The organism is Streptomyces sp. GbtcB6, from assembly GCF_019091475.1.
Lineage (GTDB): Bacteria > Actinomycetota > Actinomycetes > Streptomycetales > Streptomycetaceae > Streptomyces > Streptomyces hyaluromycini.
On sequence record NZ_JAGXJL010000011.1, the window covers coordinates 192,882 to 219,064 of the forward strand.

Here is a 26,183-nt window from a genome sequence, read left to right on the forward strand (position 1 = left end):
CATGCTCGAACCGACCGAGCCCACCGAGGGCTCCGAACTGAACACCCCCAGCGACACCCTGCCGCCGCGCAGGCGTCGCCGTGCCGCGTCCCGCCCCGCGGGACCGCCCGCCGGGACCGAGGCCGTGGACGAGACCACGGCCGAGACCACGGCGCCGGCCATACCGGCCGCCGAGACCTTCGATTCCGCCGCCGAAGCGACGGAAGAGGCCGATGAGACCGCTGAGGCGGTCGAGACCGTCGAGGCCGTCGAGGAGGCCGCGCCCGCTCCGCGTACGCGGCGCCGTGCGACCCGCCGCGCCTCCGCGCCCGCCGGATCCCCGGCCGCCGTGGCGGGGGCCGAGGCCGAGGAGGCACAGCCGCAGGAGACCCCTGAGGCGGCCGAGGCCGTCGAGGAGGCCGCGCCCGCCCCGCGTACCCGTCGCCGTGCGACCCGCCGGGTGTCCGCGCCCGCCGAGCCGGCCGAAGAGGCCGCGGCCGCGACCGTCGCCGCCGAGGTGGTCGAGGCGCCCGAGGCTGTCGAAGCTCCTGAGGCTGTCGAAGTTCCTGAGGAGGCCGCGCCCGCTCCGCGTGCCCGTCGCCGTGCGACCCGCCGGGTGTCCGCGCCCGTCGGTGCGCCCGAGGCCGCTGCCGCCGAGACGGCCGCCGCTGCCGTCGAGGAGGAGCCCAAGGCCGCCGTCGCCGAGACCTCGGCCCCTGAGGCCCCGGCCACCGAGTCCGTCGAGGCCGAGGCTCCGCGCCGGTCCCGGCGTCGCGTCGTGCGCCAGGCCGCCATCGGGTTCTCCGAGCCCGCCGCCCCGGCCGCCGCCGAGGAGGAGCCGCAGCGCCGCCCGGCCCGCCCCGCCGTCGCCGTCTTCCAGGCGCCCGTGTTCGCCGAGCCGAAGTTCCAGACCCCCGAGCGCGCCGCCGCAGAAGCGGCCGCCGTGGCCGCAGGCACCGAGGAGCCCGAGGAGTTCGGGGCTGCCCCGGTCTCCGCCGCCACCGCTTCCGCCGCCTCTGCGGCCTCTGCCGGCTCCGCTTCCACGGCGTTCGCCGCGGAGCCGGCCGAGCAGGCCGAGGCCGGTTCGCGCCGTCGGCGCCGCCGCCGGGGCGCCGTGGAGGAGGCCCCGGTCGTTGGGGCCGCGGCCGAGGACGAGACCGAGGAGCCGGAGGAGTCCGTCGAGGACGCCGCCGACGGCGAGGACGAGGCCGAGGAGTCCGGCTCCCGCCGGCGCCGCCGTCGTGGTGGCCGGCGCCGCCGCCGCGGTGACGCCTTCGACGGCGAGGGCGCCGACGACGGGACCGACGAGCTCGCCGCCGAGCAGGCTGAGCAGGACGCCGAGGACACCGCCGAGCAGGAGGAAGAGGACGACGAGGAGGCCCACGACGAGGCCGGCCTGTCCTCCTCCAGCAGCCGCCGTCGCCGGCGCCGCCGCCGGCGCGCCGGGGACACCTCCGCCGACGCCGAGCCCGACGAGGGCGACCCGGAGCGCACGGTCGTCAAGGTCCGTGAGCCCCGCAAGCCCTCCGAGCCGTCCGACGAGGTGCAGTCCATCAAGGGCTCGACCCGCCTGGAGGCCAAGAAGCAGCGCCGCCGCGAGGGCCGCGAGCAGGGCCGCCGACGCGTTCCGATCATCACCGAGGCCGAGTTCCTCGCCCGCCGCGAGGCCGTCGAGCGCGTGATGGTCGTCCGCCAGCACGGCGACCGCACGCAGATCGGCGTCCTGGAGGACGGCGTGCTCGTCGAGCACTACGTCAACAAGGAGCAGGCCACCTCGTACGTCGGCAACGTCTACCTGGGCAAGGTCCAGAACGTCCTGCCGTCGATGGAGGCCGCCTTCATCGACATCGGCAAGGGCCGCAACGCCGTGCTCTACGCCGGTGAGGTCAACTTCGAGGCACTCGGCATGGCCAACGGCCCGCGCCGCATCGAGGCCGCCCTCAAGTCCGGCCAGTCCGTGCTCGTCCAGGTCACCAAGGACCCGATCGGCCACAAGGGCGCCCGTCTGACCAGCCAGGTCTCCCTCCCCGGCCGTTACCTCGTGTACGTCCCCGAGGGCTCGATGACCGGCATCAGCCGCAAGCTGCCCGACACCGAGCGGGCCCGGCTGAAGACCATCCTCAAGAAGATCGTCCCCGAGGACGCGGGCGTCATCGTGCGCACCGCCGCCGAGGGCGCGAGCGAGGACGAGCTGCGCCGCGACGTCGAACGGCTCCAGGCGCAGTGGGAGGACATCCAGAAGAAGTCGAAGAACGGCAACGCCCCGACGCTGCTGTACGGCGAGCCGGACATGACCGTCCGGGTCGTCCGCGACATCTTCAACGAGGACTTCTCCAAGGTCATCGTCAGCGGTGACGAGGCCTGGGAGACCGTCTACGGCTACGTCGCGCACGTCGCACCCGACCTCGCGGGCCGGCTGTCGAAGTGGACCTCCGAGGTCGACGTCTTCGCCACGTACCGGATCGACGAGCAGCTGTCCAAGGCGCTGGACCGCAAGGTCTGGCTGCCGAGCGGCGGTTCGCTGGTCATCGACCGGACCGAGGCGATGGTCGTCGTCGACGTCAACACCGGCAAGTTCACCGGCCAGGGCGGCAACCTCGAGGAGACCGTCACCAGGAACAACCTGGAGGCGGCCGAGGAGATCGTCCGCCAGCTGCGGCTGCGCGACCTCGGCGGCATCATCGTCATCGACTTCATCGACATGGTCCTGGAGTCCAACCGGGACCTGGTGCTGCGGCGCCTGCTCGAATGCCTCGGGCGGGACCGTACGAAGCACCAGGTGGCCGAGGTGACCTCGCTGGGGCTCGTCCAGATGACCCGCAAGCGCGTCGGACAGGGCCTCCTGGAGTCCTTCTCCGAGACCTGCGTGCACTGCAACGGCCGTGGCGTCATCGTCCACATGGAGCAGCCCAGCACCGGCGGCGGCGGTGGCGGCGGCAAGCGCAAGAAGCGCGGACGCGGCGGCGACGGGCACGAGCACGACCACGACGTGCACGAGACGCACGAGGTCGTGGCCGACGGAGCCGTCGAGCACGCCGAGGCCGTCCACGCGGTCGAGACGGCGGCGGAGGTCGCGGCCGAGGCCGCCGTGCCCGTGGCGCTGCCCGCGCCCGACTTCGCGCCGGACGAGGAGCTGTACAGCAGCGTCGCCGAGGCGGAGGCCGCGGCCGGCCGCGGCCGTACCCGCCGCCGGGCGAGCCGCCGGGCCTCGGCTCCGGCCGGCGCGCCCAGGGAACGCCGTGCGACGCGGCGGGAGGCCGAGGCCGAAGCCGAGGCGGAGCCGGCAGAGGTGCCCGCCGAGGCGCACGCCGAGCCCGTCGCCGTCGAGGCTCCGGTGGTCGAGGCTCCGGAGGCCGCTGTGGCCGAGGCGGCCCCGGCCGTCGAGGAGACCGCGCCCAAGGGCCGTACGCGCCGGCGTGCCACCCGGAAGGTGTCGGCGCCCGCCGGCTCCCCGGCCGGGGCCGAGGCGACCGTGGTGACGGTCGTCGCCGAGACCGCCCCGGCGGCGGAAGCGGCGGCCGAAGCGGCGGTGGAGACGGCCGCGGTGACGGTGACGGTGGCGGAGACGGCACCGGAACCGGTCGCGGAGCCCGAGGCGGCCGCGCCCGCCGAGAGCGCCGCTCCGGCCCGCCCGCGCCGCCGTGCGGTGCGCAAGGCCACCGCGCCGACCGCGTCCGAGGAGGCGGCCGTCGTGGTCGTACCGGCCGCTGAGGCCGTCGAGCAGGCGGAGGCGTCGGCTGCCGAGGCCCCGGCTGCCGAGGAGACCGTCGAGGAGGCCGCCCCGGCCAAGAAGACGGCCCGCAAGACGGCTGCCAAGAAGACCGCGGCGAAGAAGACGGCCGCCAAGAAGACCGCTGCCAAGAAGACGGTCGCGGCGAAGAAGACGACGACGGCCAAGAAGGCGGCCAAGACCGCCAAGACGGCCGCCGCCAAGTCGACGGCGAAGAAGACCACCACGGTCGCCACCGCCTCCGACGAGGGCTGACGCCCGGGCGAGGGGCCGGTCCACGTGACCGGCCCCGCGCCTTTCGGGACCCGGCCCGAGTGACCGGCCCCACATCCCGTGGGGCCCGGTTTGACCCCCTCGGCCACCGCCCCGTAACCTTGACCGTCGGCGTGTCCATGGATATGAGGACGCGCCACATCCCCGTAAACCTTTTCCTCGGGAGCACACGGTGTTCCGGAGAGGCCGCCCGCGTTCGCCGGGTGGCTGGACTGCGGGGGTGCCGTTCCCGAGCGAGAGAGTGAGATCCGCGTGTACGCCATCGTGCGCAGCGGTGGTCGCCAGCACAAGGTTGCTGTCGGCGACATCGTTGAGGTTGACAAGATTTCCACCGCCAAGGTTGGCGACACGGTCGAGCTCTCGACCCTGCTCGTTGTCGACGGCGACGCTGTGACCAGCGACCCGTGGGTCCTGGCCGGCATCAAGGTCCAGGCCGAGGTCGTGGACCACCACAAGGGCGTCAAGATCGACATCCTTCGCTACAAGAACAAGACCGGCTACCGCCGTCGTCAGGGCCACCGCCAGCAGTACACGGCGATCAAGGTCACTGAGATCCCCGCGGCTGCGAAGTAAGGGACTGAGGAGAGATGGCACACAAGAAGGGCGCATCGTCCACCCGTAACGGTCGTGACTCCAACGCTCAGCGCCTCGGCGTGAAGCGCTTCGGCGGTCAGGTCGTCAACGCGGGCGAGATCCTGGTCCGCCAGCGTGGCACCCACTTCCACCCGGGTGCGGGCGTCGGCCGTGGCGGCGACGACACGCTGTTCGCGCTGCAGGCCGGTTCGGTGCAGTTCGGCACCCACCGTGGCCGCAAGGTCGTGAACATCGTCCCGGTCGCCTGAGCCTGATTTTCAAGGCCCAGACCGAACGTTTCGCGAGGCGGACCTCACTTCCCGATCGGGAAGGCGGGTCCGCCTTTCGCGTGTTGACATAGGTAATACCCCGTAAGTATCTGGAGGCACTGCACCATGACCACCTTCGTGGACCGCGTCGAGCTGCACATCGCCGCGGGTAACGGAGGCCACGGCTGCGCCTCCGTACACCGGGAGAAGTTCAAGCCGCTCGGCGGCCCCGACGGCGGCAACGGCGGCCGCGGCGGCGACGTCATCCTGACCGTCGACCAATCCGTGACGACTCTTCTCGACTACCACCACTCCCCGCACCGCAAGGCCACCAACGGCAAGCCCGGCGAGGGCGGCAACCGGGCCGGCAAGGACGGCCAGGACCTGATCCTGCCCGTGCCCGACGGCACGGTGGTGCTGGACAAGGCCGGCAACGTCCTCGCCGACCTCGTCGGCCACGGCACCTCCTACGTCGCCGCCCAGGGCGGCCGCGGCGGCCTCGGCAACGCGGCCCTCGCCAGCGCCCGCCGCAAGGCGCCCGGCTTCGCGCTGCTCGGCGTGCCCGGGGACCTCGGGGACATCGTCCTGGAGCTGAAGACCGTCGCGGACGTGGCCCTGGTCGGCTACCCGAGCGCCGGCAAGTCCTCGCTGATCTCCGTACTCTCGGCCGCCAAGCCGAAGATCGCCGACTACCCGTTCACCACCCTGGTCCCCAACCTCGGTGTGGTGACCGCCGGTTCCACCGTCTACACCATCGCCGACGTGCCCGGACTCATCCCCGGCGCCAGCCAGGGCCGGGGCCTCGGCCTGGAGTTCCTGCGCCATGTCGAGCGGTGCAGCGTCCTCGTCCACGTCCTCGACACCGCCACCCTGGAGTCCGAGCGCGACCCCGTCTCCGACCTCGACGTCATCGAGGAGGAGCTCAAGCAGTACGGCGGCCTCGGCGACCGGCCCCGGATCGTCGTCCTCAACAAGATCGACGTCCCCGACGGCAAGGACCTCGCCGAGATGGTCCGCCCCGACCTGGAGGCCCGCGGCTACCGCGTCTTCGAGGTGTCCGCGGTCGCCCACCTGGGCCTGCGCGAGCTGACGTTCGCGCTCGGCGAGCTGGTCGGCCAGGCCCGCGCGGCCAAGCCCAAGGAGGAGGCGACCCGGATCGTCATCCGGCCCAAGGCCGTGGACGACGCCGGCTTCACCGTCACCCAGGAGGAGGACGGCCTCTTCCGGGTGCGCGGCGAGAAGCCCGAACGCTGGGTCCGCCAGACCGACTTCAACAACGACGAGGCCGTCGGCTACCTCGCCGACCGCCTCAACCGGCTCGGCGTGGAGCAGGAGCTGATGAAGGCGGGTGCCCGCGGGGGCGACGGCGTCGCCATCGGCCCCGAGGACAACGCCGTCGTCTTCGACTGGGAGCCGTCCATGATGTCCGGCGCCGAGATGCTCGGCCGCCGGGGCGAGGACCACCGCTTCGAGGAGCCGCGGCCCGCCGCGCAGCGCCGCCGCGACCGGGAGGCGGAACGGGACGAGTCCCTGCGGGAGTACGGCGACTTCGACCCGTTCGAGTAGGACCGGCAGGGCGGGTAGGCCGGGGGTCGGTAAGGCCGCCGGCTTTCCCGGTCTCCGGGGTCGTTGATCTGCCGTCAGACCCGTCAGACCCGTCAGACCCGTCAGACCCGTCAGACCCGTCAGACCCGTCAGACCCGTTGTGGCTGGGACCCGTTCCCGGCCGCAACGGGTTTTCTGTTGTCTACCCGTTTGTCATGCGCACGCATACCCGTGTTCGGCGGACGGACCGTCCGGCCGTGGGAGCTTCCGAAGGCCAGACCTTCCAAGAGGCCACCGTGGCAAGGGAGTCCGCGCATGACCGGAGCACCATCGCCCGACCGTCGCCGCTTTCTGACCGCCGGCGCCGCCGTCCTCGGAGCCGCCGCATCCGCCCAGCTCTGGCTGCCGTCCGCCGCCCGGGCCGCCGAAACCCCGCTGCCCGACGGAGTGTTCGGTCTTGGTATCGCCTCCGGCGACCCGCTGCCCGACGGCATCGTGCTCTGGACGCGGCTCGCCCCCGATCCCCTGAACGGCGGCGGCATGCCGGACGAGATCGTCCCCGTCGACTGGGAGATCGCCGAGGACGAGCGCCTCCGCAAGGTCGTCCGCCGCGGCACCGCCCACGCCCGGCCCGAGTACGGGCACAGCGTTCACGTGGACGTACGAGGACTGCACCCCGGCCGCTCCTACTGGTACCGCTTCCGCGCCGGCGGCCGGATCTCCCCGACCGGCCGCACCCGCACCGCCCCCCACCCGCACGCCAGGGGCGGCACCCTGCGCGTGGCCCTGGCCTCCTGCCAGAACTGGCAGCACGGCTACTTCACCCCGTACGCCGACATGCTCGCCCAGGACCCCGACGTCGTCCTCTTCGTCGGCGACTACATCTACGAGTCCACGCCGTCCTCCGCGGGCCCCCGCCGCCACGAGGGCACCGGCGAGCCGTACACCCTGGTGCAGTACCGCAACCGCTACGCCCAGTACCGCAGCGACCCCGACCTTGCCGCCATGCACGCGAACGCGCCCTGGGTGGTCACCTTCGACGACCACGAGGTCGACAACGACTGGGCCGGCGAGGTCCCCCAGGACCCCGGCAAGCAGTCCCACGACGCGTTCGTCGCCCGGCTCACCGCCGCCTTCCAGGCCTATTACGAGCACATGCCGGTCCGGGCCACCGCGATCCCTGACGGGCCGCACATCCAGATGTACCGCCGCCTGGAGTTCGGCCGCCTCGCCCGGCTCAACGTCCTCGACACCCGCCAGTTCCGCAGCGACCAGGTCACCAGCCAGGCGGCCGCCGAGGACCCCTCGCTCACCATGCTCGGCGCCGAACAGAAACAGTGGCTGCTCGACGGACTGCACGACTCGCCGGCCCGCTGGAACCTGATCGCCTCGCAGATCATGATGGCCGAGACCGACATCCTGCCCGGCGACGGAAAACTCTGGTACTACGACGCCTGGGACGGCTACCAGGTCGAACGCAACGCCCTGCTCGACGAGTTCGCCTCCGTTCGCAACCCCGTCGTGCTCAGTGGCGACCGCCATCTCACCATGATCAGCGACCTGAAGAAGGACTTCGCTGACCCGTCGTCGGACGTCGTCGGCGCCGAGTTCGTTGGCACCTCCATCTCCAGCAACGGCGACCAGGACCAGGCTGCCTTCCACGCCCAGTGGGACCCGCTGAAGGCCGACAACCCGCACTGGAAGGTCATCGACGCCCACCGCGGCTACCACCTCTTCGACATCCGCCGCGACGGCATCGACGCGCGCGTGCGAGTCGTCGACACCGTCGTCGGGCCGCAGGCCACCGCGAGCACGCTCGCCACCCTGCGCGTCGAGACGGACGAACCAGGCGTACAGGTCGTCTGATGCACGAACCGGGCACACCGAACGTCAAGTCTTTGTAACGGGAGCCTGGGACTCATCTGTGTCCCAGGCTCCTCTCAGGTGAACCTAAGGTAAACGTCTTACCTTCTGTTAACCATGGAGACGGACTGTACGAGAGGCGAAGCCCCGGTGAACAACGCCCCCATAGGCCCCATGAGTCCCACCGGTCCCCTTGCCGCCCTGCCCGCCGGCACCCGCCTGCTGCACATCGGCCCGCACAAAACGGGAACCACGGCCATCCAGGGCGCCCTGTTCGCCGCGAAGGACAAGCTGCCCGAACACGGTGTGGAGTTCCCGGCGACCACCCGGCACCCGATGGAGGCCGCCCTCGCCGCCTGCGCCCGGCCCGCGATGATGGGCGACACCGTGCCCACCGAGAAGCACTGGGCGCGGCTGCTCAAGCAGGTCGAGGCCACCGGCTCCCGCACCTCGGTGATCAGCAGCGAGTTCTTCGCCGACGCCCCCGACGACGAGACCGTCGCCCGCATCGTCGAGCAGCTCGGCGGCGAACGCGTCCACGTCCTCGTCACCCTCCGTCCGCTCGCCAGGATCATGCCCTCACAGTGGCAGCAGTACGTGCAGAACGGACTGCGTATGGGCTACGAGGAATGGCTGGAGCACATGCTCCGCAAGGCCCCCTACGAGAAGCCCAACCCCAGCTTCTGGCGCCGGCACCGGCATGACCGGCTCGTCGAACGCTGGATCCGCGCGGTCGGCGCCGACCGGATCACCGTCGTCGTGGTCGACGACCGGGACCGCGACGGCCTGATGCGCACCTTCGAAGCCCTCCTCGGACTTCCCGAAAAACTCCTCCAGCCCGTCCCGGACACGGCGAACCGCTCGCTGACCCTCGCCGAGACCGAAATGCTGCGAAATCTCAACGTGGAATTCCGCGGCAATGGACTCCCCGACGAGCTGTATTCCAAGCTCGTCCGCAACGGCGCCGTCATGCATATGAAGAACTCGTGCAGCCCCACCGCCGCCGACGTGAAGATCTCCACCCCCGACTGGGCCGTCGAGGCCGCCGGCCGCATCGGCGCCGAGATCGTGGAACGCATCGGTGCCATGGGCGTGCGCGTCATCGGCGACCCCGCCCTGCTCTACGCCCTGCCCGCTGTCCCCAAACAGCCGGGATCGCCCGCCGCCGAGGCCCGCATCGCCCCGGAGGTCGCCGCTCAGGCGCTCTACGGCGCGCTCGCCGCGGCGGCCTCGGCCCCGGTACGCCACACCGCCGAGCCGAAGTCCCGCACCGTGCACCAGACGTCGTCCAAGGAACTCGTGCGGGTCCTGGGGCACCGATGTCTGAAGAAGCTGCGACGGCGGTGAGATGCGGGAAGGAGGGACGGCGTAGCCCGGCTAAGCCGTCCCTGTAGCACGGCGTAGCACTGCTGAGACGTGCGTCCTGTCACGCACAGCAATCGGAATGCGCTGTGTAGTTACTCACAGCAAATTCACGGAACTCTTCCAGTGGTCCGGCGGGCGACGCCCATCACCAGCGGTGCAAGGTGAATGAAAGGTTGCGGGCACATATGCAGTGGACGGCGCTCACCTTGCACAGCGGTTACCGGAAGTGGGACCATTTCCTGGTTCCCTGATGCCCCAAGGTAGGTCACCTGTGTCCCAGCGCATAGCCAAGCCCCGAACCACCGCAGTGATCCTGGCCGGTGGCACCGGCCAGCGGGTGGGTCTGTCGATCCCCAAGCAGCTGCTGAAGATCGCAGGCAAGGCCGTCATCGAGCACACCCTGGCCACCTTCGAGAAGGCGGGCTCGATCGACGACATCATCGTGCTGATGGCACCGGGTTACGTCGCGGACGTCGAGAAGATCGTCGCCAAGGCCGGATTCACCAAGGTCAAGAAGGTCATCGAAGGCGGCAACACGCGGAACGAGACCACCGAGCGAGCCATCGAGGCCCTCGGCGAGGGCCTGGCCGAGGGCGAGGACCTCAACGTCCTCTTCCACGACGCCGTACGCCCCCTGCTGTCACAGCGCGTCATCGACGACTGCGTGACCGCGCTGGAGCGCTACCAGGCCGTCGACGTCGCCATCCCGTCCGCCGACACCATCATCGTCACCCGCACCCATGGCGGGGACGGCGAATTCATCACCGAGATCCCGGACCGCTCCAGGCTGCGCCGCGGCCAGACCCCGCAGGCGTTCAAGCTGTCCACGATCAAGAGGGCCTACGCGGTCGCCGACGGCGACCCCAACTTCCAGGCCACCGACGACTGCTCCGTCGTCCTCAAGTACCTGCCGGACGTGCCGATCCACGTCGTCGCCGGCGACGAGTACAACATGAAGGTCACCCAGCCCGTCGACGTCTTCATCGCCGACAAGCTCTTCCAGCTCGCCTCCAGCGCCGCCCCCGAGCAGAAGAGCGAGGACGCCTACCGCGAACTGCTCACCGGCAAGACCGCGGTGATCTTCGGCGGTTCGTACGGCATCGGCAAGGACATCGCCGAACTCGCCGAGTCCTACGGTGCCAACGTCTACGCCCTCGGCCGCTCCACCACCGGCACCCACGTGGAGAACCCGGAAGAGGTCGACGACGCGCTCTCCAAGGCGTACGCCGAGACCGGCCGCATCGACTACGTCGTCAACACCGCGGGCGTACTGCGCATCGGCAAGCTCGCCGAGACCGACAACGCCACCATCGAAGAGGCACTGAAGGTCAACTACCTGGCCCCGGTGCAGATCGCCCGCTCCAGCTACAAGTACCTCGCCGAGACCCAGGGCCAGCTGCTGCTCTACACCTCCAGCAGCTACACCCGCGGCCGCGCCGAGTACAGCCTCTACTCCTCGACCAAGGCCGCCATGGTGAACCTCACCCAGGCCCTGTCCGACGAGTGGGCCGGCGACGCCGTCCGCGTCAACTGCATCAACCCCGAGCGCACCGCCACCCCGATGCGCACCAAGGCGTTCGGCCAGGAGCCGTCGGGCTCCCTGCTCTCCTCCGAGGCCGTCGCCCGCACCTCCCTCGACGTGCTGCTGTCCGAACTCACCGGCCATGTCATCGACGTCCGCCAGCAGGACCCGACGGCGGCCGCCGGCCAGGCCTCCGGCTTCGAGCAGGCCCTGGCCAGTGTCCTGGACCGTCAGGACGGCGTGGCATAATCGACAGCCATTAGTCATCTGTAATTCAGGCCTCTGTGGTTGCGCGCGTTCGCTGAGCATTCACAGGGGCCTGAACCCGTAAAAACCCAGATCGACAACCTTCCAGATCGTCCGCAAGGTCAAATTCAGGCCTTTTTGTCAGCAAAAGGTTCTCCGTGATATCCACCGCTATTCGCGTCGCCCGGGTGGGCAGCGCGGCCGAGCTGGCCGCGGCGGCACTCATGATGCTGGGCTTCCCGGTCCTCATGGTCGCCGCGCTCGTCCCGAGCGTCTACGCCTTCGCGGCCGCGGCCGCCGTCACGTACCTGGCGGACCACTACCTGCACCGCAAGGGCAGCTACCTCATCAACCGCCTGAGCAAAGTCCGGGCCGGTCTGTCGATCCGCTTCCTGATCCGGCAGCTGCTGCTGATCCTGCTGCTGGCCCGCATGGACCTCTCGAACGGCCTGGTCTTCTACGGCGCGATCGCCTGCTTCATCGCCTTCTACGGCCTGCAGGCCCCGCACGGCGCACTGGTCACCCTGATCCGCAACCGCCGCCGGATGCCGGTCGCCACCCGCAACGTCGACCTGAAGTCCCGCATCCGCATCCCGGACGCCCCGCCGCGCGGCCTGCTCGACCGTTCCGCCGAGAAGATGCTCCACCTCGACCTCGCGGCCGTCGTCGGCCTGCTGATCTCGGCGATGACGGACAACGTGCTCGCCGGTTTCGTCGGCATCGGGATCACCCTGGCCCTGGGGTGCCTGTACGTACTGGTGCTGATGCCGTACGTGCGCGGCCGCAAGACCCCGCCCGACGCCGACACCGTGCTGGCCGCCGTCGACGACTGGCTGGCCGAGTACCGGCCCGGGACCGTGCTGTACTTCTCCGGCTCCAAGGACTCCGCCTACCAGGTCAACATGTGGCTGGAGACCATGGAAGAGCTGGAGTCCCGTCCGCTGATCCTGCTGCGCGAGCGGGTCATCCTGCAGAGCCTCGCCCCGACCACCGTCCCCGTCATCTGCGTGCCCGGCGGCGTGCACCTGATGAACATGGACCTCTCCACGGTCCGTGTCGCCCTCTACGCGGCCAACGTCGGCAAGAACATCCACCTGCTGCGCGTCCCCACGATGAAGCACGTCTTCATCGGCCACGGCGACAGCGACAAGCTGGCCAGCGTCAACCCGTTCAGCAAGGTGTACGACGAGGTGTGGACCGCGGGCCGCGCGGGTCGCGACCGCTACGCCATCGCCGACGTCGGCGTCCGCGACGACGACATCGTCGAGGTCGGCCGCCCTCAGCTGGCCCCCATCCAGAGCTGGCAAGGCGTCCCCGACGGCCGTATCCCCACCGTGCTCTACGCGCCCACCTGGGAGGGCTGGGACGGCGACCCCGGCAACACCTCGCTCGTGCTCGCCGGCGAGAACATCGTGAAGAAGCTGGTCAAGGCCGACCCGCCGGTCCGCGTCCTGTACAAGCCGCACCCCTTCACCGGCACCGTCAGCGCCGAGGCCGGCACCGCCCACCGGCGCGTCACCGCCCTCGTCGAGAAGGCCGCCGCCTCCCGCGACACCGATGCCCGCTTCGCCGCCGACACGGCCGTCCAGACGGCGGCGAGGGCCGAACTGACCCGCATCGAGACCCGTCTGACCGAACTGGCCGGCACGGGCGACGACAAGCGCGACGAGGCCGAGGCCAGCCGGGACGATGTCGTCGACCTGAAGAAGCACGAGGAGATCGCCCGGCTGCGCGCCGACTGGAACGACTTCTACTGGCAGGCCCTGCCGTCGTACCGGCACGCCGTCATCACAGGCGCCGAACCCCGCCTCTACGACTGCTTCAACGTCTCCGACGCGATGGTCTCCGACATCTCCAGCGTGGTCTCCGACTTCATCGCGAGCGGCAAGCCGTACGCCGTCACCGACTCCGCCGGCCTCGGCGTGGAGGAGTTCAAGCGGGCGAACACCGCCGTGCGCGCCGCCGTGATCCTCTCCAACAGCGCCAAGGAACTCGGCGGCCTCCTGGACGCCGTACGCGACCCGTCGGCCGATCCGCTGGCCGCGGACCGGGACGAGCTCAAGCACTACCTGCTCGGGCCGGACGAGCCGACCTCAATCGAGCAGTTCAACGACGCGGTGGCCGCGCTCGCCCGCAAGGCCGAGACCCGCAACCTGGGCCAGGAGGCCCGGATCGCGGCCGGTGACCCCGAGGCGGCCGAACTCGCCGAGGCGCTGCCCGGCGGAAAGCCGCGGACGACCGCCGGCGAGGCGGAGGGCGCGACCGCCGGCTGACACCCGTAAAGACCGCGAACGGGCCTGGTCCCGGGGATCTCCCCGGGACCAGGCCCGTTCCGGTTGTGCCGATGCGATGCGTTCTCTTACCTCTGCTTAGTAATGCGCGGATTTCTTCTTACCCATGCTTCGCCGTTCGTGTTGAGCAGCTCTTACCGTGTGCCCGTACTGTCCGGTGTAACCCGCTGTACACCACCCGGCTGTCCGTTCGTCATGTGAGCTGGGCCACTGAGTGCGTACTCCAAGGCAACCTGTCGTGTCGATCAGCCATCTAAGACGTTGCGATCGAGGTGACGCAGGGGGAACGCACCATTGACTAGGGGGAAACGTGACCGTCGTTGCGCAGCCTGATGTGACCGTGATCATCGGGGCGTACGAAGCGATGCCGTACCTGGTCGAATGTCTGGCCTCCGTTGAGCACCAGACCCTCGACCCGGCCCGCATGGAGGTCATCGCCGTCGACGACGGCTCCACCGACGGCACGGGGGAGTACCTGGAGGAGTTCGCGGCCCGCGCCGCCATGCCGGTGACCGTGATCCGCCAGGAGAACTCCGGCGGCCCCAGCGGCCCGCGCAACGTCGGCCTCGCCAAGGCCGCCGGCCGCTACGTGTTCTTCCTGGACGCCGACGACCGGCTCGGCCCCGAGGCACTGGAACGCATGGTCGCGATGGCCGACAAGAACAGCACCGACGTCGTCCTCGGCAAGGTCGAGGGGATCAACCGCAAAGCACCGCAGTCGATGTGGGGCGAGACCCTCGGCCGCACCGACGTCTTCTCCTCCAACATCAAGTTCGCGCTCAGCGCCCAGAAACTCTTCCGCCGCGCCCTGCTGGAACGGCACAGCATGCGGTTCGACGAGTCCCTGTGGACCGGCGAGGACGCGCTGTTCACCATGGAGGCCTATCTGCGCGCCGACGGCGTCTCTGTGGTCGCCGACTACCCCTGCTACTACCTCGTCGGCCGCGAGGACGGCAAACACGTCACCAAGAGCGGCAGCTACACCCTCCGCTTCGACTCCGCGCGCGCCCTGATCAACCTGATCGCCGAGATGGTCCCGGCAGGGCCGCGGCGCGACGGCCTCATGGTCCGGCCGTTCAAGGTCACGCTGCTCCCGCAGTTCGGCCCCAAGTTCCTCAAGGACACCGACGAGGTACGGCAGCACAAACTGGAGCTCGTCAAGCCGCTGATGGACGCCCACTGGAACCCCGAGGTGGCCCGCCGCCTCAAGGTCCACGAGCGACTCCAGCTGCACCTGGTCGCCGTCGGGCGCACCGAGCTCCTCCCGGACGTCGTGGAGTTCGTACGGGCCAAGAAGAAGCCCACCCCGGTCCTGGAGAAGCGTGGCACCTGCGTCTACCTCGGCTACCCGCACTTCCGTTCCAAGGCTGCCGGCCTCCCCGACTGGATCTATCTCGCCGAACCCCGAGAGGCCCGCGCCGTCAAGGGCTACCGGGAGGAGGCCGCCAACAACGTCCTGCGGCGCGCGCTGCGCAAGCTGCGGCGGTCGCTGCCGACCCGGGACGTGAAGGCGGCGGCGGCCTGACCCGGCCCCGCGCGGTTATCCGCCCGACCCCAGCGCCCGGCGGATCGGCTTGCCCACGGCCCGCCGGGCCCGCCGGTAGACCGAGGCCGGCGCCGGCGCGGCGACCGTCTTGGCGGCGCGTGCCCCGGCACGCGCCAGTTCCTTCTCCAGACGGGCGTTGTCCAGCGACAGTTCCTCGATACGGCTGTGCAGCCAGCCGAACCGCGAGGTGAGCGAGGCGACGTCCGCGTCGTTCCAGGGGCGGATTCCCGCCGGGAACGGCAGCGTCCGCATCCGCTCCTCGAAGGCCGCTCCGCCGTCGCCGTGCGTGAAGGTGTTCTCCAGCCCGTTCCTGTCGAGGAACCCGGTGAACCGCTCGAAACGCTCCCGGTGACCGCCGACCAGTCCGCCGAAGTCGGCCTCCGCGTACAGCTTCGCCGGATCCGCCGACTCGGGGTCCTTCACCGCCTGGTCCAGCCGCCGGTGCGGAATCTCGAAGTAACGGCAGAGTTCCAGCGTCCGCGAGTCACCGCACAGCACAGTGGCCGGCGTGCCGGCCAGCAGCGCCGCGATGTTGCCGTGGATGCGCGAACCGAAGGAGAAGTCGAAGGAGCGCAGATCGTCGATCCAGGTGAACGGGTCGACGTACACCCGCGCCTTGTCCTCGCGGAACATCGGATGGTCCGGGTGGGTCGGCATCGCGGTCACCGCGGCGTTGGGATCGGACAGGTCCCGCCAGTGCAACTGCCGTGCGTCACTGAGGTTCTGGCCGACGAAACGCAGATTCGGATAGCGCTCGTGGGTGCGCGTGATGATCCGGTCCAGGCCCTGCGCACGTACGGCACTGTGCGAGCCGTTGATCGCGATCCGCGATGCCGGCGTCAACTCCAGCGCCTTCTTGTGCACCGGGAGCTGTTCGCCGTACATGAACAGCGAGGGGCAGCCGATGACCTCGACGTCCTTGAAGCCCATGGCCTTCAGGTACTGCTCGGTGAACTCGCCCCGCACGCCGATCGACGCACTGCGCTCCAGCACCGCCGAGCAGAACTCCCGCACGGTCGGCTCCATCCGCTTGAGCCGTTCCGGGTTGTAGCTCACCCCGGTCTGTGCACCGACGCCGAGCACGACCACCGGGATGTTCAGCCTGGAGATCAGCCGGGTCATCCGCTTCAACGCGCTCTCGAAGGAGGGCCGGAAGGCGTTGGCGAGCGGGACGACGAAGGCGTCGTACTCCTCGTTGATGCGTGCGGCGGCGGAGGCCTCGGAGGGCATGCCGTTCGAGACGACCTCGGTGCCCGGCGTCTCGAGGATCTTGTGCGCGGCATCGCTGAAGATCAGGTTGCCGGAATTGGTGGCTATGACGTCCCGGTGCAGAGCCTCCTCGACGGTGACGACGTCGTAGGGGCTCTTCCCTGACCTGAGGAGGATGCGCTTCACGCTGCGAACTTTAGATGACACAAACTTCAAGTTAACTTTGCGTTTGCTTCAATTTCTATAAGCAGTCAGTGCAACCTTTTTGCCATAAGCGGGGCGTGGTCAATCGATCACTCGCTGTCTGTGGGTGTTGCGGTCGGTCCCGATGTCCGGAGGCTGGACGGACGCGTCCCTCGTGCATCCCCTTCGCGTAGATTGCTGGCCACGCGCAAGGAAGTGGGGACAGACGTGGCAAGGGCTAGGCAGGCCGTCGGCGAGGCCCGCAGGATCGTCGTCAAGGTGGGCTCCTCCTCGCTGACCACCGCCTCCGGCGGCCTGGACGCCGACCGTGTCGACGCGCTCGTCGACGTCCTCGCCAAGAGCCGCAGCGGCGGGGAGAAGGAGATCGTCCTCGTCTCCTCCGGTGCCATCGCCGCCGGACTCGCCCCGCTCGGCCTGCGCCGCCGCCCCCGGGACCTGGCCCGCCAGCAGGCCGCCGCCAGCGTCGGCCAGGGCCTGCTCGTCGCCCGCTACACCGCCTCCTTCGCCCGCTACGCCGTCCGCGTCGGCCAGGTCCTGCTCACCTCGGACGACATGAGCCGCCGCGCCCACCACCGCAACGCCTCCCGCACCCTCGACAAGCTGCTCGCGATGGGCGCCCTGCCGGTCGTCAACGAGAACGACACCGTCGCCACCGACGAGATCCGCTTCGGCGACAACGACCGCCTCGCCGCCCTCGTCGCCCACCTCGTCCACGCCGACCTGCTGGTCCTCCTCTCCGACATCGACGGCGTCTACGACGGCGACCCCAGCAGGCCCGGCACCTCCCGGATAGCGGAGGTGAAGGGACCCGAGGACCTCTCGGGCGTCGAGATCGGCAGCGCCGGGAAGGCGGGCGTCGGCACCGGCGGAATGGTCACCAAGGTGGAGGCCGCCCGGATCGCCGCCGCCGCGGGCATCCCGGTGGTCCTCACGAGCGCCGTGCACGCCGCCGACGCGCTCTCCGGCGGCGACACCGGCACCTACTTCCACCCCACCGGCAAACGGTCCGCAGACCGCCTCCTGTGGCTCCAGCACGCCTCCACCCCGCAGGGCTCGCTCACCCTCGACGACGGCGCCGTCCGCGCGGTCGTCGAGGGCCGCAAGTCGCTGCTGCCGGCCGGGATCGCCGCCGTGGAGGGCGATTTCGCTGCCGGAGATCCGGTCGAGCTGCGCGACACCGAAGGCCGCGCGGTGGCCCGCGGGCTCGTCAGCTTCGACGCCAAGGAGATCCCCCAGCTGATCGGGCGTTCGACCAGGGAGCTGGCACGCGAGCTGGGCCCGGCGTACGAACGCGAGGTCGTACACAGGGACGACCTGGTGATCCTGCACCCGTAAAACGGGGCGTAACGACGGACCCCGGTGGGGGACGTTCCGTAAAACCGCCACACGAACCCTTGCGGCCTGCTCAACTTTGTCTCAGGACCACGTTCCGCACGAGCACAGCTGAAGGAGGCCGTCGTGAGACGAGTGCGCCCTGGGGCTGCGGCCTCCCGCGGTGCTCTGACGAGCGTCGCGGCCGGGGACACCTACGAGGAGCCGAAGGACCTGCCCCGCCTGTGGCACGTCACCCTCAGCGTCTGCGGTGCCGAGGTCCCCCTGCCGGAGCTGCGCCGCGGACTCGAACAGCTGGCCCACGACCACCCCTTCCTCCTCACCAGCCGCTACGCCTGCGACCACGCCGAGATCCGCTACTGGGAAGAGGCGCGCGACCTCCACGACGCCGCCGCCGTCGCCCTGCGCCTGTGGGGCGAGCACCGCCAGACCGCCGGCCTGCCCGCGTGGGAGATCGTCGGTCTTGAGGTCATCGACCGCGCCACCTACCACCAGCGGATCGCCGAAGGTTACGGCCCGCCGCCCGCGACACCGGTCGGCATCCACCCGTTCTGACGCCGCCTCCGACGCCGGCCGGTATTCACCCGTTTTGATCCACGTCTCGCGGTGTGGGATGACGCGTGGACGGCCCGCCGGCGCGCACTACCCTTCCCTCATGACCACGCTCTCGCCGTACGACGCCATGTCCCCGGTCACCCAGGCCGCCTACCGTGCCAAGGCCGCCGCCGCCGACCTCGCGCCGCTGCCGCGTGCTGTGAAGGACGACGCGCTGCTCGCCGTCGCGGACGCCCTGGAGGTCCGTACGAGCGAGATCGTCGAGGCCAACGCCAAGGACATCGCCAAGGCGCGCGAGAACGGCACCAGTGAGGCGATCATCGACCGCCTCACCCTCACCCCGGAGCGGGTCCGCGCCATCGCCTCCGACGTCCGCGACGTGGCGAAGCTGCCCGACCCGGTCGGCGAGGTCGTCCGCGGCTCCACTCTCCCCAACGGCATCGACCTGCGCCAGGTCCGCGTCCCGCTCGGCGTCGTCGGCATCATCTACGAGGCCCGCCCGAACGTCACCGTCGACGCCGCCGCCCTCTGCCTGAAGTCCGGCAACGCGGTCCTGCTGCGCGGCTCCGCCTCCGCCTACGAGTCCAACACCGCCCTCGTCCGCGTCCTGCGCGACGCCGTCGGCGGTGCCGGGCTGCCCGCCGACGCCGTCCAGCTGGTGCCCGGCGAGGGCCGCGAGTCCGTCCACGAGCTGATGCGCGCCCGCGGCCTCGTCGACGTCCTCATCCCGCGCGGCGGCGCCTCCCTCATCCAGACCGTCGTCATGGAGTCCAAGGTCCCGGTCATCGAGACCGGCACCGGCAACTGCCACGTCTACGTCGACGCCCACGCCGACATCGACATGGCCATCGACATCCTCATCAACTCCAAGGCGCAGCGGGTCAGCGTCTGCAACGCCGCCGAGACCCTCCTCGTCCACCAGGACATCGCCCCCGAGTTCCTGCCGCGCGCCCTCGACGCCCTCGCCGAGGCCGGCGTCACCGTGCACGCCGACGAACGCGTCCTCGCCTACGCCAAGGACTCCAAGGCGACCGTCGTCGAGGCGGTCCCGGAGGACTGGGAGACCGAGTACCTGTCGTACGACATCGCCGCCGCCGTCGTCGACTCCCTCGACAAGGCCGTCGAGCACATCCGGCTGTGGACCTCCGGGCACACCGAGGCGATCGTCACCACCTCCCAGCAGGCCGCCCGCCGCTTCACCCAGCTGGTCGACTCCACCACCGTCGCCGTGAACGCCTCCACCCGCTTCACCGACGGCGGCCAGTTCGGCTTCGGCGCCGAGATCGGCATCTCCACCCAGAAGCTGCACGCCCGCGGCCCCATGGGCCTGCCGGAGCTGACCAGCACCAAGTACATCGTCACGGGCGACGGCCACATCCGCCGCTGACACCCGTACACCTGTACACCTGTGCGTGTGTACGGGTGTACGGGTGTACGGGTGTACGGCGTGCGTGCGCACGGAACGGCCTATCCGTGCCGACGGGCGCGCGGAAGGGCGTACGGGCCCCGGGGGCGGCGTGAGAGGCGTCTCACCGGACCTATGAATTTCCATACCGTCTGCCCAAATTGACCCCCCAGGTCTACTCTGGATCCGTGCCGGAGGACGTGGGGGGCACGCCGTTCCCTGACGGCTGGGAGCCCGACGACGACCATGACCACGGAATGTCGGACGAAGAGTTCGACACCGTGGTCTTCGACGAGGCCTTCGTGAAGGCGGCCGTGGTCCACGAGCCGACCGCCGTCGAACGCCTCCTAGCCGCCGCCCAGGCCAGAGCCGAGGCCTCCGAGGCCGAGGCCCGCCGCGCCCACGCCAGAGGCGAGCGCTACGACGACCGCTACAGCCCGGACGGCACCGATCTCAGCGGCGAACTCGACGACCTGGACGACACCGACGTACTCGAAGACCGGTACGGCGCCGCCGGGACGTACGGCAAACACGTCCGCTGGCACCGTCCCGTGGCCTGGGTGCTCGCCCTCGTCATGGGCATCGGCATGGTCGCGCTCGCCTTCGCCGCGGTCTACCGCAGCGCCTCCTCGGGCGGCAGCCGCGACCAGGTGCCCAGGCCCCCCTCCACCGGCCAGGAACAGGGCACCGCGGCGGCGCCCTCCGTGTCCGCCGACTACTCCCAACCCGCCAAGCCGGCGGCCTCCGCGGTCCCCCGCACCCCCTGAGCGGCCTCGGTCGCCCTGGTGGCAGTCCTGGTGAGAACCTGTCAGAAGTTGTCGTGTAGCAGCGCGTTTACCTGAGGCTCCCGAGACCTACTCTGAAGGTATGGGCGGGCCAGTAGACCCACCTGAGGGGACACCCGAGGGCGGCCCCGTGGGTGGAGAGGACGAGTACCGATCCGTCGTCTTCGACGAATCGTTTGTTCGCGCTGCCCGCCTCCAGGAGTCCTCCGCACGCGAACGCATGACCGACCATGCGCCCGCCGTACGCCGTCGGCCGCCCCTGCGCCGGGGCCTCACCCGGCAGGCCCTGATCCTCGTCGTCCTGATCCTCGTCGCCTTCGGCACCGCGATCTACATGGGCGTCCGCCACCCCTACGGCACCGACGAGGCCCAGCAGCCCGTCGAACCCCTGCGGATGACCGTCATCCCGCTCTCCCCTCAGGGCAAGGTGCCCGGCGGCGCCGACGCCGAGACCCTGTTCGCACACAGCCCGGCCGCGCTGTACGAGGTCGGCGCCGAGGGGATACCGCTGCCGGCCGCCCGGAGCACCGCGCACTTCTCCGACAGCCAGGTGGTCGCCGCCCTGACCACGGTCAAGGACTACCTCGTCCGCTCCTCGCTCTACCCCGAGGTACTCGACAGCAGCCAGGTGCGGCCCGCGCGGGCGCTGCTCGACCCCGGTCAGCTCGACCAGTTCGACCAGAGCGTCGACCACCCCACGGCGGACGGCCGGCACGCTCCCACCGGATGGCTGGTCCGCTTCGACCCCACCCGCGCCGAACTCGCCGACCCGAGGATCCGCGTCCAGGGCGACCTGCAGGCCACCGAGACCGACCCGGCCACCCTTGAGGTCACCGCCGACCACACCTTCGTCTACGCGCTGCGCCCCACCGGCGCCCCGGCCGGTGCCCAGGTCTCCCTGTTCACCGTCCGCCGCCAGCTGACCTTCCGCTTCGACCGCGACGACCTGCGCCTGCACCAGACCCAGCTGGTCGTCTCCTACGTCCAGGCGGGCCCCCTGTCCTGCGCCGAGGACTCCGCCGACCACCTGCACCCCCTCCTGGCCGGCCAGACGGCCAAGGCCGGCGGCCCGGCGGGCACGAACCCGTTCGCCACGGACAGCGCCACCGCCCTGTGCGGGACGCTGGCCGCCGCGGCCGAGCCGAAGGTCTGAGCGACCGAACCGCGCGTCCCGACGTCGCCCGGCACGGAGCCCGGCCCGGGCGCGGGTCCCGGGTCCGCTACGCCTCGTCGCCCTGCGGGGGAGCGTCCCGCGGCGGCGCGTCCTTCGGCGGCGATGCGCTCGTGAACCCGTCGAAACCGCGCTTCACCCGGCCACCCAGGCCTCCCGCCCCGCCCGCGATGTCCGTGACCAGCTTCATCAGCGGGTCCTTGGAGCTCTTCACATCGTCGGCGTAGCTCGCCGCGGACTCCTTGAACGAGTCGCCGACCGAGGTGTCCTTGTCCTCGGTGCGCCGCGGGTAGTGACCGTCCATGATCCGCTGGTAGTCACGGGACTCGGCCCACTTCTTCAGCTCGGCCGCGCGGACCGTGGTGAAGGGGTGCGAGCGCGGCAGCACGTTCAGGATCTTCAGCACGGAGTCGCGCAGGTCGCCGCCCGCCTCGTACTCCTCGGCCTGCTTGAGGAACGCGTCCACGTTCATCTCGTGCAGGTGGTTACCGCCCGCAATCTTCATCAGCCCGCGCATCGAGGCCCGCAGATCCTGGCCCACCAGCAGCCCGGCCCGGTCGGCGGACAGCTCCGACTTGCGGAACCACTCCCGCAGGGCCGTCACGATCGCCAGGATGGCGAGGTTGCCCAGCGGGATCCAGGCGACCTTCAGTGCCAGGTTCGTCAGGAACAGCAGAATCGTGCGGTACACCGAGTGCCCGGACAGGGCGTGCCCCACCTCGTGGCCGACGACCGCCCGCATCTCCTCCTCGTCGAGGAGATCCACCAGTCCCGTGGTCACCACGATGATCGGCTCGTCCAGGCCGATACACATCGCGTTCGGCTGCGGATCCTGCGTCACGTACATCGGCGGGACCTTCTCCAGGTCCAGGATGTAACAGGCGTCCCGCAGCATGTCGTTCAGGTGTGCGAACTGCTGGTCGGACACCCGGACCGAGTCGGACAGGAACAGCAGCCTCAGGCTCCGCTCCGGAAGCAGCCCGCTGAGCGCCTTGAAGACCGTGTCGAAGCCGCTCAGCCTGCGCAGCGCCACCAGTGCCGAACGGTCCGCCGGATGTTCGTACGCACGTGAGGAGATCCCCGAGAACCGCCTGCGCTGCCTGCTCGGCACGCGCTCGTGCCCGTTCTGCTCGTGCCCGTTCTGCTCGTGGCCGTCGTCGGACATGTCATCCCCCAGGTGCGTGAGTGCCCACTGTGTGCCCCCGAAGCAGGGCCCAGCCTAGGCGGAGATACCGTGGACGGGCAGTACAGCCGAAGGAGTCCTCATGGAGCACCACCCCCCGGCCGCCTGGCTCACCCAGGCCGCGAGCGCCGCCCAGCACCAGGGCTCGGGCGACCTGCTCCGGGTCGTCATCGTCGTCATGTTCGTCGGCTGCGCACTGACCGCCTGGTTCCTGCTGCGCGGGTACAAACAGAAGGACGACTGAGCCGCCGGGATCGTTCCCCTTCCGCTGTGACGCACGAGGACTCGGGAGAACGCAGGAGCCGGGCCCGGCGTCCGCCGGGCGGCGCTCAGGCGTCGGCCCAACGGAGGAGTCGGCGTGATCGTCACCGGGCCGCACGCTTACGATGAGCCGACATCTTTATCCCGTCCACACGCGATAGGTCCTGCCGCAGATGATGAATCTTCACAGCGCCGCTGCCCAGTTGGTCACCCTCGCCGCCGAGGGCGAGGAGCACGGAGGCAACCACAACAGCCTCAACCCGGCCGTCACCGGCGGCAGCGCCCTCGTCATCCTGCTGCTCCTGCTGTGGATCACCACCCGCTTCAACCGCGACCGCTGAGCCGGACGCCGAGCCCGGCACCGGTCCGCCGGTCCTCCGGGCCTCCGGGCCTCCGGACGGGGCTCACGGGCCGGGCCGGTAGGGTCTGCACGCATGGGAGAGCAGGACATGCCTACCGGTCCGGTGAACGACGAGGCCGACGACATGGTGACGACCCCGCGGTACACGCCGGCGGGCCCCGGGCACACCGGCAAACGCCGTCTCGGCGTCATGGGCGGAACGTTCGACCCGATCCACCACGGTCACCTCGTGGCGGCCAGCGAGGTCGCCGCCCAGTTCCACCTCGACGAGGTGGTCTTCGTGCCCACCGGGCAGCCGTGGCAGAAGACCGCCCGCGCCGTCTCACCGGCCGAGGACCGCTATCTGATGACGGTCATCGCGACCGCGGAGAACCCGCAGTTCTCCGTCAGCCGCATCGACATCGACCGCGGCGGCCCCACCTACACCGTCGACACCCTGCGCGACCTGCGCGCCCTCAACCCCGACACCGACCTGTTCTTCATCACCGGCGCCGACGCCCTGGGCCAGATCCTCACCTGGCGGGACTCCGAGGAACTCTTCTCCCTGGCCCACTTCATCGGCTGCACCCGGCCCGGTCACCATCTGACCGACCGCGGTCTCCCCGAGGGCGGCGTCTCGCTGGTGGAGGTTCCCGCGCTCGCCATCTCCTCCACAGACTGCCGTGCGAGAGTCGCCAAGGGCGACCCCATCTGGTACATGGTGCCGGACGGAGTCGTGCGCTACATCGACAAGCGCGACCTGTACCGCGGCGAGTGAGCCGAGAGGGGCACCGGTGAACGACCGATACGACGCGGGCTACGGAAGCGACCAGTACGAACTCGTCGGCTACGACGAGTACGGACAGCCGGTGTACCGCCAGATCCCGGCGCAACAGCAGCAGACGTACGACCCGTACGCGGGCCAGGGCCAGGGCCAGGGGCAAGGGCAGAGTCAGGGCTACGGTTACGACCCCTACGCCGGGGGCGGGCAGCAGGCCGGGCCGTCCTACGACACCGGGCAGCAGGCGTCCGTCTACGACACCGGACAACAGCCGTCCGTGCCACCCACGCCCGGGTACGACCCGTACGGCACCGGCGGCCAGACCGCCTACGACCCCTACGGGCAGGCGGCCACCAGCGGTCGGCAGCCCCGGGTCGCCGAGCAGACCGCGCACATCCCGCAGCAGGCAGGACCGGTCCGGGAACCCGCCGAACCCCGCCAGGCCGACGACGAACGGGACTACCACACCGGGCAGTTCGCATTCGTCGAGCAGCCGGACGGTGACTCCGAGGACGTCATCGACTGGCTGAACTTCACCGAGAACCGCACCGAGCGCCGCGAGGAGGCCAAGCGCCGCGCCCGCAGCCGGATGATCGCCCTGGTCGTCGTCCTCGTCCTGGTCGCCGTCGGCGGCGTCGGCTACCTCTGGTACGCCGGAAAACTCCCCGGCGTGTCCTCCTCCGGCACCAAGGCCGGTACGACGACTTCCGCGGCCGCCCAGAAACGCGACGTGATCGTCGTCCACCTCCACAACACCGGCGGTGGCGGCACCTCGAGCGTGCTGCTCGTCGACAACACCACCACGAAGCAGGGCAGCACCGTCCTGCTGCCCAACTCGCTCGCCCTCACCGACGACGACGGCACCACCACGACCCTCGCCAAGTCCGTCGACGACGACGGCTCCTCGGGCACCCGCGACCAGCTCGACACCGTCCTCGGCACCAGCATCGAGGGCACCTGGCGCCTCGACACCCCCTACCTGCAGAACCTCGTCGAACTCGTCGGCAACATCGACATCGACACCAACGCCGACGTCCCCGACCCGGACGCCAAGAAGAAGGGCGAGGCACCCCTGGTCCATCAGGGCAAGGACCAGACCCTCAGCGGCAAGGCCGCCGTCGCCTACGCCACCTACCGCGCCTCCGGCGAGGCCCAGAACGCCCAGCTGGAGCGGTTCGGCCAGGTCATGCAGGGCGTGCTGCGCAAGATGTCCTCCGACTCCTCCGCCGCGACGACCACCGTGCAGACCCTCGCGCAGATCCTCGACCCGTCCCTCACCGACAAGGACCTCGGCACCTTCCTCGCCAAGCTCGCCGACCTCGCCAAGGGCGGCGACTACAAGACCGCCCTGCTGCCCGTGCAGAGCGACGGCACCCTCAGCGCCGAGACCAGCTCCAGCGTCGTCAAGGACATCCTCGGCGGCACCGCCAAGAGCCCCTCGGCCGGCTCCGCGGTCCGTGTCTCCGTCCAGAACGCCACCGGCGTCAAGGACGACACCGAGAAGGCCCGCGTGGTCCTCGTCAACGGCGGCTACACCTTCCTGGAAGGCGGTACGGCCTCCGGTACCCAGGCCGCCTCCAAGGTGCTGTACTCCGACGCCGCCGACAAGGAGAACGCCACCGAGGTCGCCAAGACCCTCGGCCTGGGCACCGGCGCGGTCCAGAAGGGCACGGTCGGCTCGGGCGCCGACGTCTCGGTGGTCCTCGGCCAGGACTACAAGCCGTCCTCCTCCTGAGCGGCGACCCGTCGCACCCC

20 protein-coding genes are annotated in these 26,183 nt (G+C 70.4%); 18 read left to right on the forward strand and 2 right to left on the reverse strand.

What is annotated here, in order from left to right; translation table 11 throughout:
- The first annotated feature begins 1 nt into the window (after window position 1).
- The 9 genes from KVT45_RS20650 to KVT45_RS20690 all read left to right on the forward strand — a co-directional run bounded on the left by KVT45_RS20650 (window position 2) and on the right by KVT45_RS20690 (window position 15,181).
- On the forward strand, window positions 2–3,964 hold the full coding sequence (locus tag KVT45_RS20650) for an Rne/Rng family ribonuclease (RefSeq protein WP_217549528.1): 3,963 nt from the start codon (window positions 2–4) through the stop codon (window positions 3,962–3,964).
- 270 nt (window positions 3,965–4,234) lie between these two features.
- Window positions 4,235–4,555, forward strand: coding sequence for a 50S ribosomal protein L21 (rplU, locus tag KVT45_RS20655; RefSeq protein ID WP_007381993.1), 321 nt, complete (start codon window positions 4,235–4,237; stop codon window positions 4,553–4,555).
- 14 nt (window positions 4,556–4,569) lie between these two features.
- Window positions 4,570–4,824, forward strand: coding sequence for a 50S ribosomal protein L27 (rpmA, locus tag KVT45_RS20660; RefSeq protein ID WP_010041940.1), 255 nt, complete (start codon window positions 4,570–4,572; stop codon window positions 4,822–4,824).
- 126 nt (window positions 4,825–4,950) lie between these two features.
- Window positions 4,951–6,390: a GTPase ObgE gene (obgE, locus tag KVT45_RS20665; RefSeq protein WP_217549529.1), complete on the forward strand. Its 1,440-nt coding sequence runs from the start codon at window positions 4,951–4,953 to the stop codon at window positions 6,388–6,390.
- Window positions 6,391–6,684: 294 nt separating this feature from the next.
- Window positions 6,685–8,235: an alkaline phosphatase gene (locus KVT45_RS20670; protein ID WP_217549531.1), complete on the forward strand. Its 1,551-nt coding sequence runs from the start codon at window positions 6,685–6,687 to the stop codon at window positions 8,233–8,235.
- A 114-nt stretch (window positions 8,236–8,349) separates the two neighbouring features.
- Window positions 8,350–9,579: a hypothetical protein gene (locus tag KVT45_RS20675; protein ID WP_217549533.1), complete on the forward strand. Its 1,230-nt coding sequence runs from the start codon at window positions 8,350–8,352 to the stop codon at window positions 9,577–9,579.
- A gap of 289 nt (window positions 9,580–9,868) precedes the next feature.
- The gene (locus KVT45_RS20680) at window positions 9,869–11,368 is read left to right on the forward strand and encodes a bifunctional cytidylyltransferase/SDR family oxidoreductase (RefSeq protein ID WP_217549535.1); all 1,500 of its coding nucleotides are present in this window, start codon (window positions 9,869–9,871) and stop codon (window positions 11,366–11,368) included.
- Window positions 11,369–11,523: 155 nt separating this feature from the next.
- On the forward strand, window positions 11,524–13,638 hold the full coding sequence (locus tag KVT45_RS20685; protein WP_308310830.1) for a hypothetical protein: 2,115 nt from the start codon (window positions 11,524–11,526) through the stop codon (window positions 13,636–13,638).
- A 382-nt stretch (window positions 13,639–14,020) separates the two neighbouring features.
- On the forward strand, window positions 14,021–15,181 hold the full coding sequence (locus KVT45_RS20690) for a glycosyltransferase (RefSeq protein ID WP_254647112.1): 1,161 nt from the start codon (window positions 14,021–14,023) through the stop codon (window positions 15,179–15,181).
- A 15-nt stretch (window positions 15,182–15,196) separates the two neighbouring features.
- On the opposite strand, the gene KVT45_RS20695 is transcribed toward KVT45_RS20690, so the two are convergent.
- Window positions 15,197–16,597, reverse strand: coding sequence for a polysaccharide pyruvyl transferase family protein (locus KVT45_RS20695; protein ID WP_217549537.1), 1,401 nt, complete (start codon window positions 16,595–16,597; stop codon window positions 15,197–15,199).
- 225 nt (window positions 16,598–16,822) lie between these two features.
- On the opposite strand from KVT45_RS20695, the gene proB reads away from it, so the two are divergent.
- The 5 genes from proB (at window position 16,823) to KVT45_RS20720 (ending at window position 21,845) form a co-directional block, all read left to right on the forward strand.
- Complete coding sequence (gene proB, locus KVT45_RS20700) at window positions 16,823–17,950, forward strand: glutamate 5-kinase (protein WP_217549539.1); 1,128 nt, start codon at window positions 16,823–16,825, stop codon at window positions 17,948–17,950.
- 123 nt (window positions 17,951–18,073) lie between these two features.
- Entirely contained in the window at window positions 18,074–18,502 is a 429-nt protein-coding gene (locus KVT45_RS20705) for a hypothetical protein (RefSeq protein WP_046733220.1), read from the forward strand.
- Window positions 18,503–18,602: 100 nt separating this feature from the next.
- Window positions 18,603–19,889 (forward strand): glutamate-5-semialdehyde dehydrogenase, encoded by a 1,287-nt coding sequence (locus KVT45_RS20710; RefSeq protein WP_217549541.1) that lies wholly within the window; start codon window positions 18,603–18,605, stop codon window positions 19,887–19,889.
- 206 nt (window positions 19,890–20,095) lie between these two features.
- Window positions 20,096–20,674 (forward strand): hypothetical protein, encoded by a 579-nt coding sequence (locus KVT45_RS20715; protein WP_217549543.1) that lies wholly within the window; start codon window positions 20,096–20,098, stop codon window positions 20,672–20,674.
- A 100-nt stretch (window positions 20,675–20,774) separates the two neighbouring features.
- Window positions 20,775–21,845 carry a hypothetical protein gene (locus KVT45_RS20720; RefSeq protein ID WP_217549545.1) on the forward strand — a complete coding sequence of 357 codons (1,071 nt, stop codon included), beginning with the start codon at window positions 20,775–20,777 and terminating at the stop codon, window positions 21,843–21,845.
- Window positions 21,846–21,912: 67 nt separating this feature from the next.
- Here KVT45_RS20720 and KVT45_RS20725 read toward each other — a convergent pair whose 3' ends face one another.
- Window positions 21,913–23,028: a M48 family metallopeptidase gene (locus tag KVT45_RS20725; RefSeq protein ID WP_217549546.1), complete on the reverse strand. Its 1,116-nt coding sequence runs from the start codon at window positions 23,026–23,028 to the stop codon at window positions 21,913–21,915.
- A 100-nt stretch (window positions 23,029–23,128) separates the two neighbouring features.
- Here KVT45_RS20725 and KVT45_RS20730 point away from each other — a divergent pair, with 100 nt between their 5' ends.
- The 4 genes from KVT45_RS20730 (at window position 23,129) to KVT45_RS20745 (ending at window position 26,163) form a co-directional block, all read left to right on the forward strand.
- Window positions 23,129–23,290 carry a hypothetical protein gene (locus tag KVT45_RS20730; protein WP_217549548.1) on the forward strand — a complete coding sequence of 54 codons (162 nt, stop codon included), beginning with the start codon at window positions 23,129–23,131 and terminating at the stop codon, window positions 23,288–23,290.
- Between the two features lie 190 nt (window positions 23,291–23,480).
- On the forward strand, window positions 23,481–23,648 hold the full coding sequence (locus tag KVT45_RS20735) for a hypothetical protein (protein WP_177232770.1): 168 nt from the start codon (window positions 23,481–23,483) through the stop codon (window positions 23,646–23,648).
- 93 nt (window positions 23,649–23,741) lie between these two features.
- Complete coding sequence (gene nadD / locus KVT45_RS20740; protein ID WP_217549550.1) at window positions 23,742–24,425, forward strand: nicotinate-nucleotide adenylyltransferase; 684 nt, start codon at window positions 23,742–23,744, stop codon at window positions 24,423–24,425.
- 16 nt (window positions 24,426–24,441) lie between these two features.
- The gene (locus KVT45_RS20745) at window positions 24,442–26,163 is read left to right on the forward strand and encodes an LCP family protein (RefSeq protein WP_217549552.1); all 1,722 of its coding nucleotides are present in this window, start codon (window positions 24,442–24,444) and stop codon (window positions 26,161–26,163) included.
- Window positions 26,164–26,183: the final 20 nt, after the last annotated feature.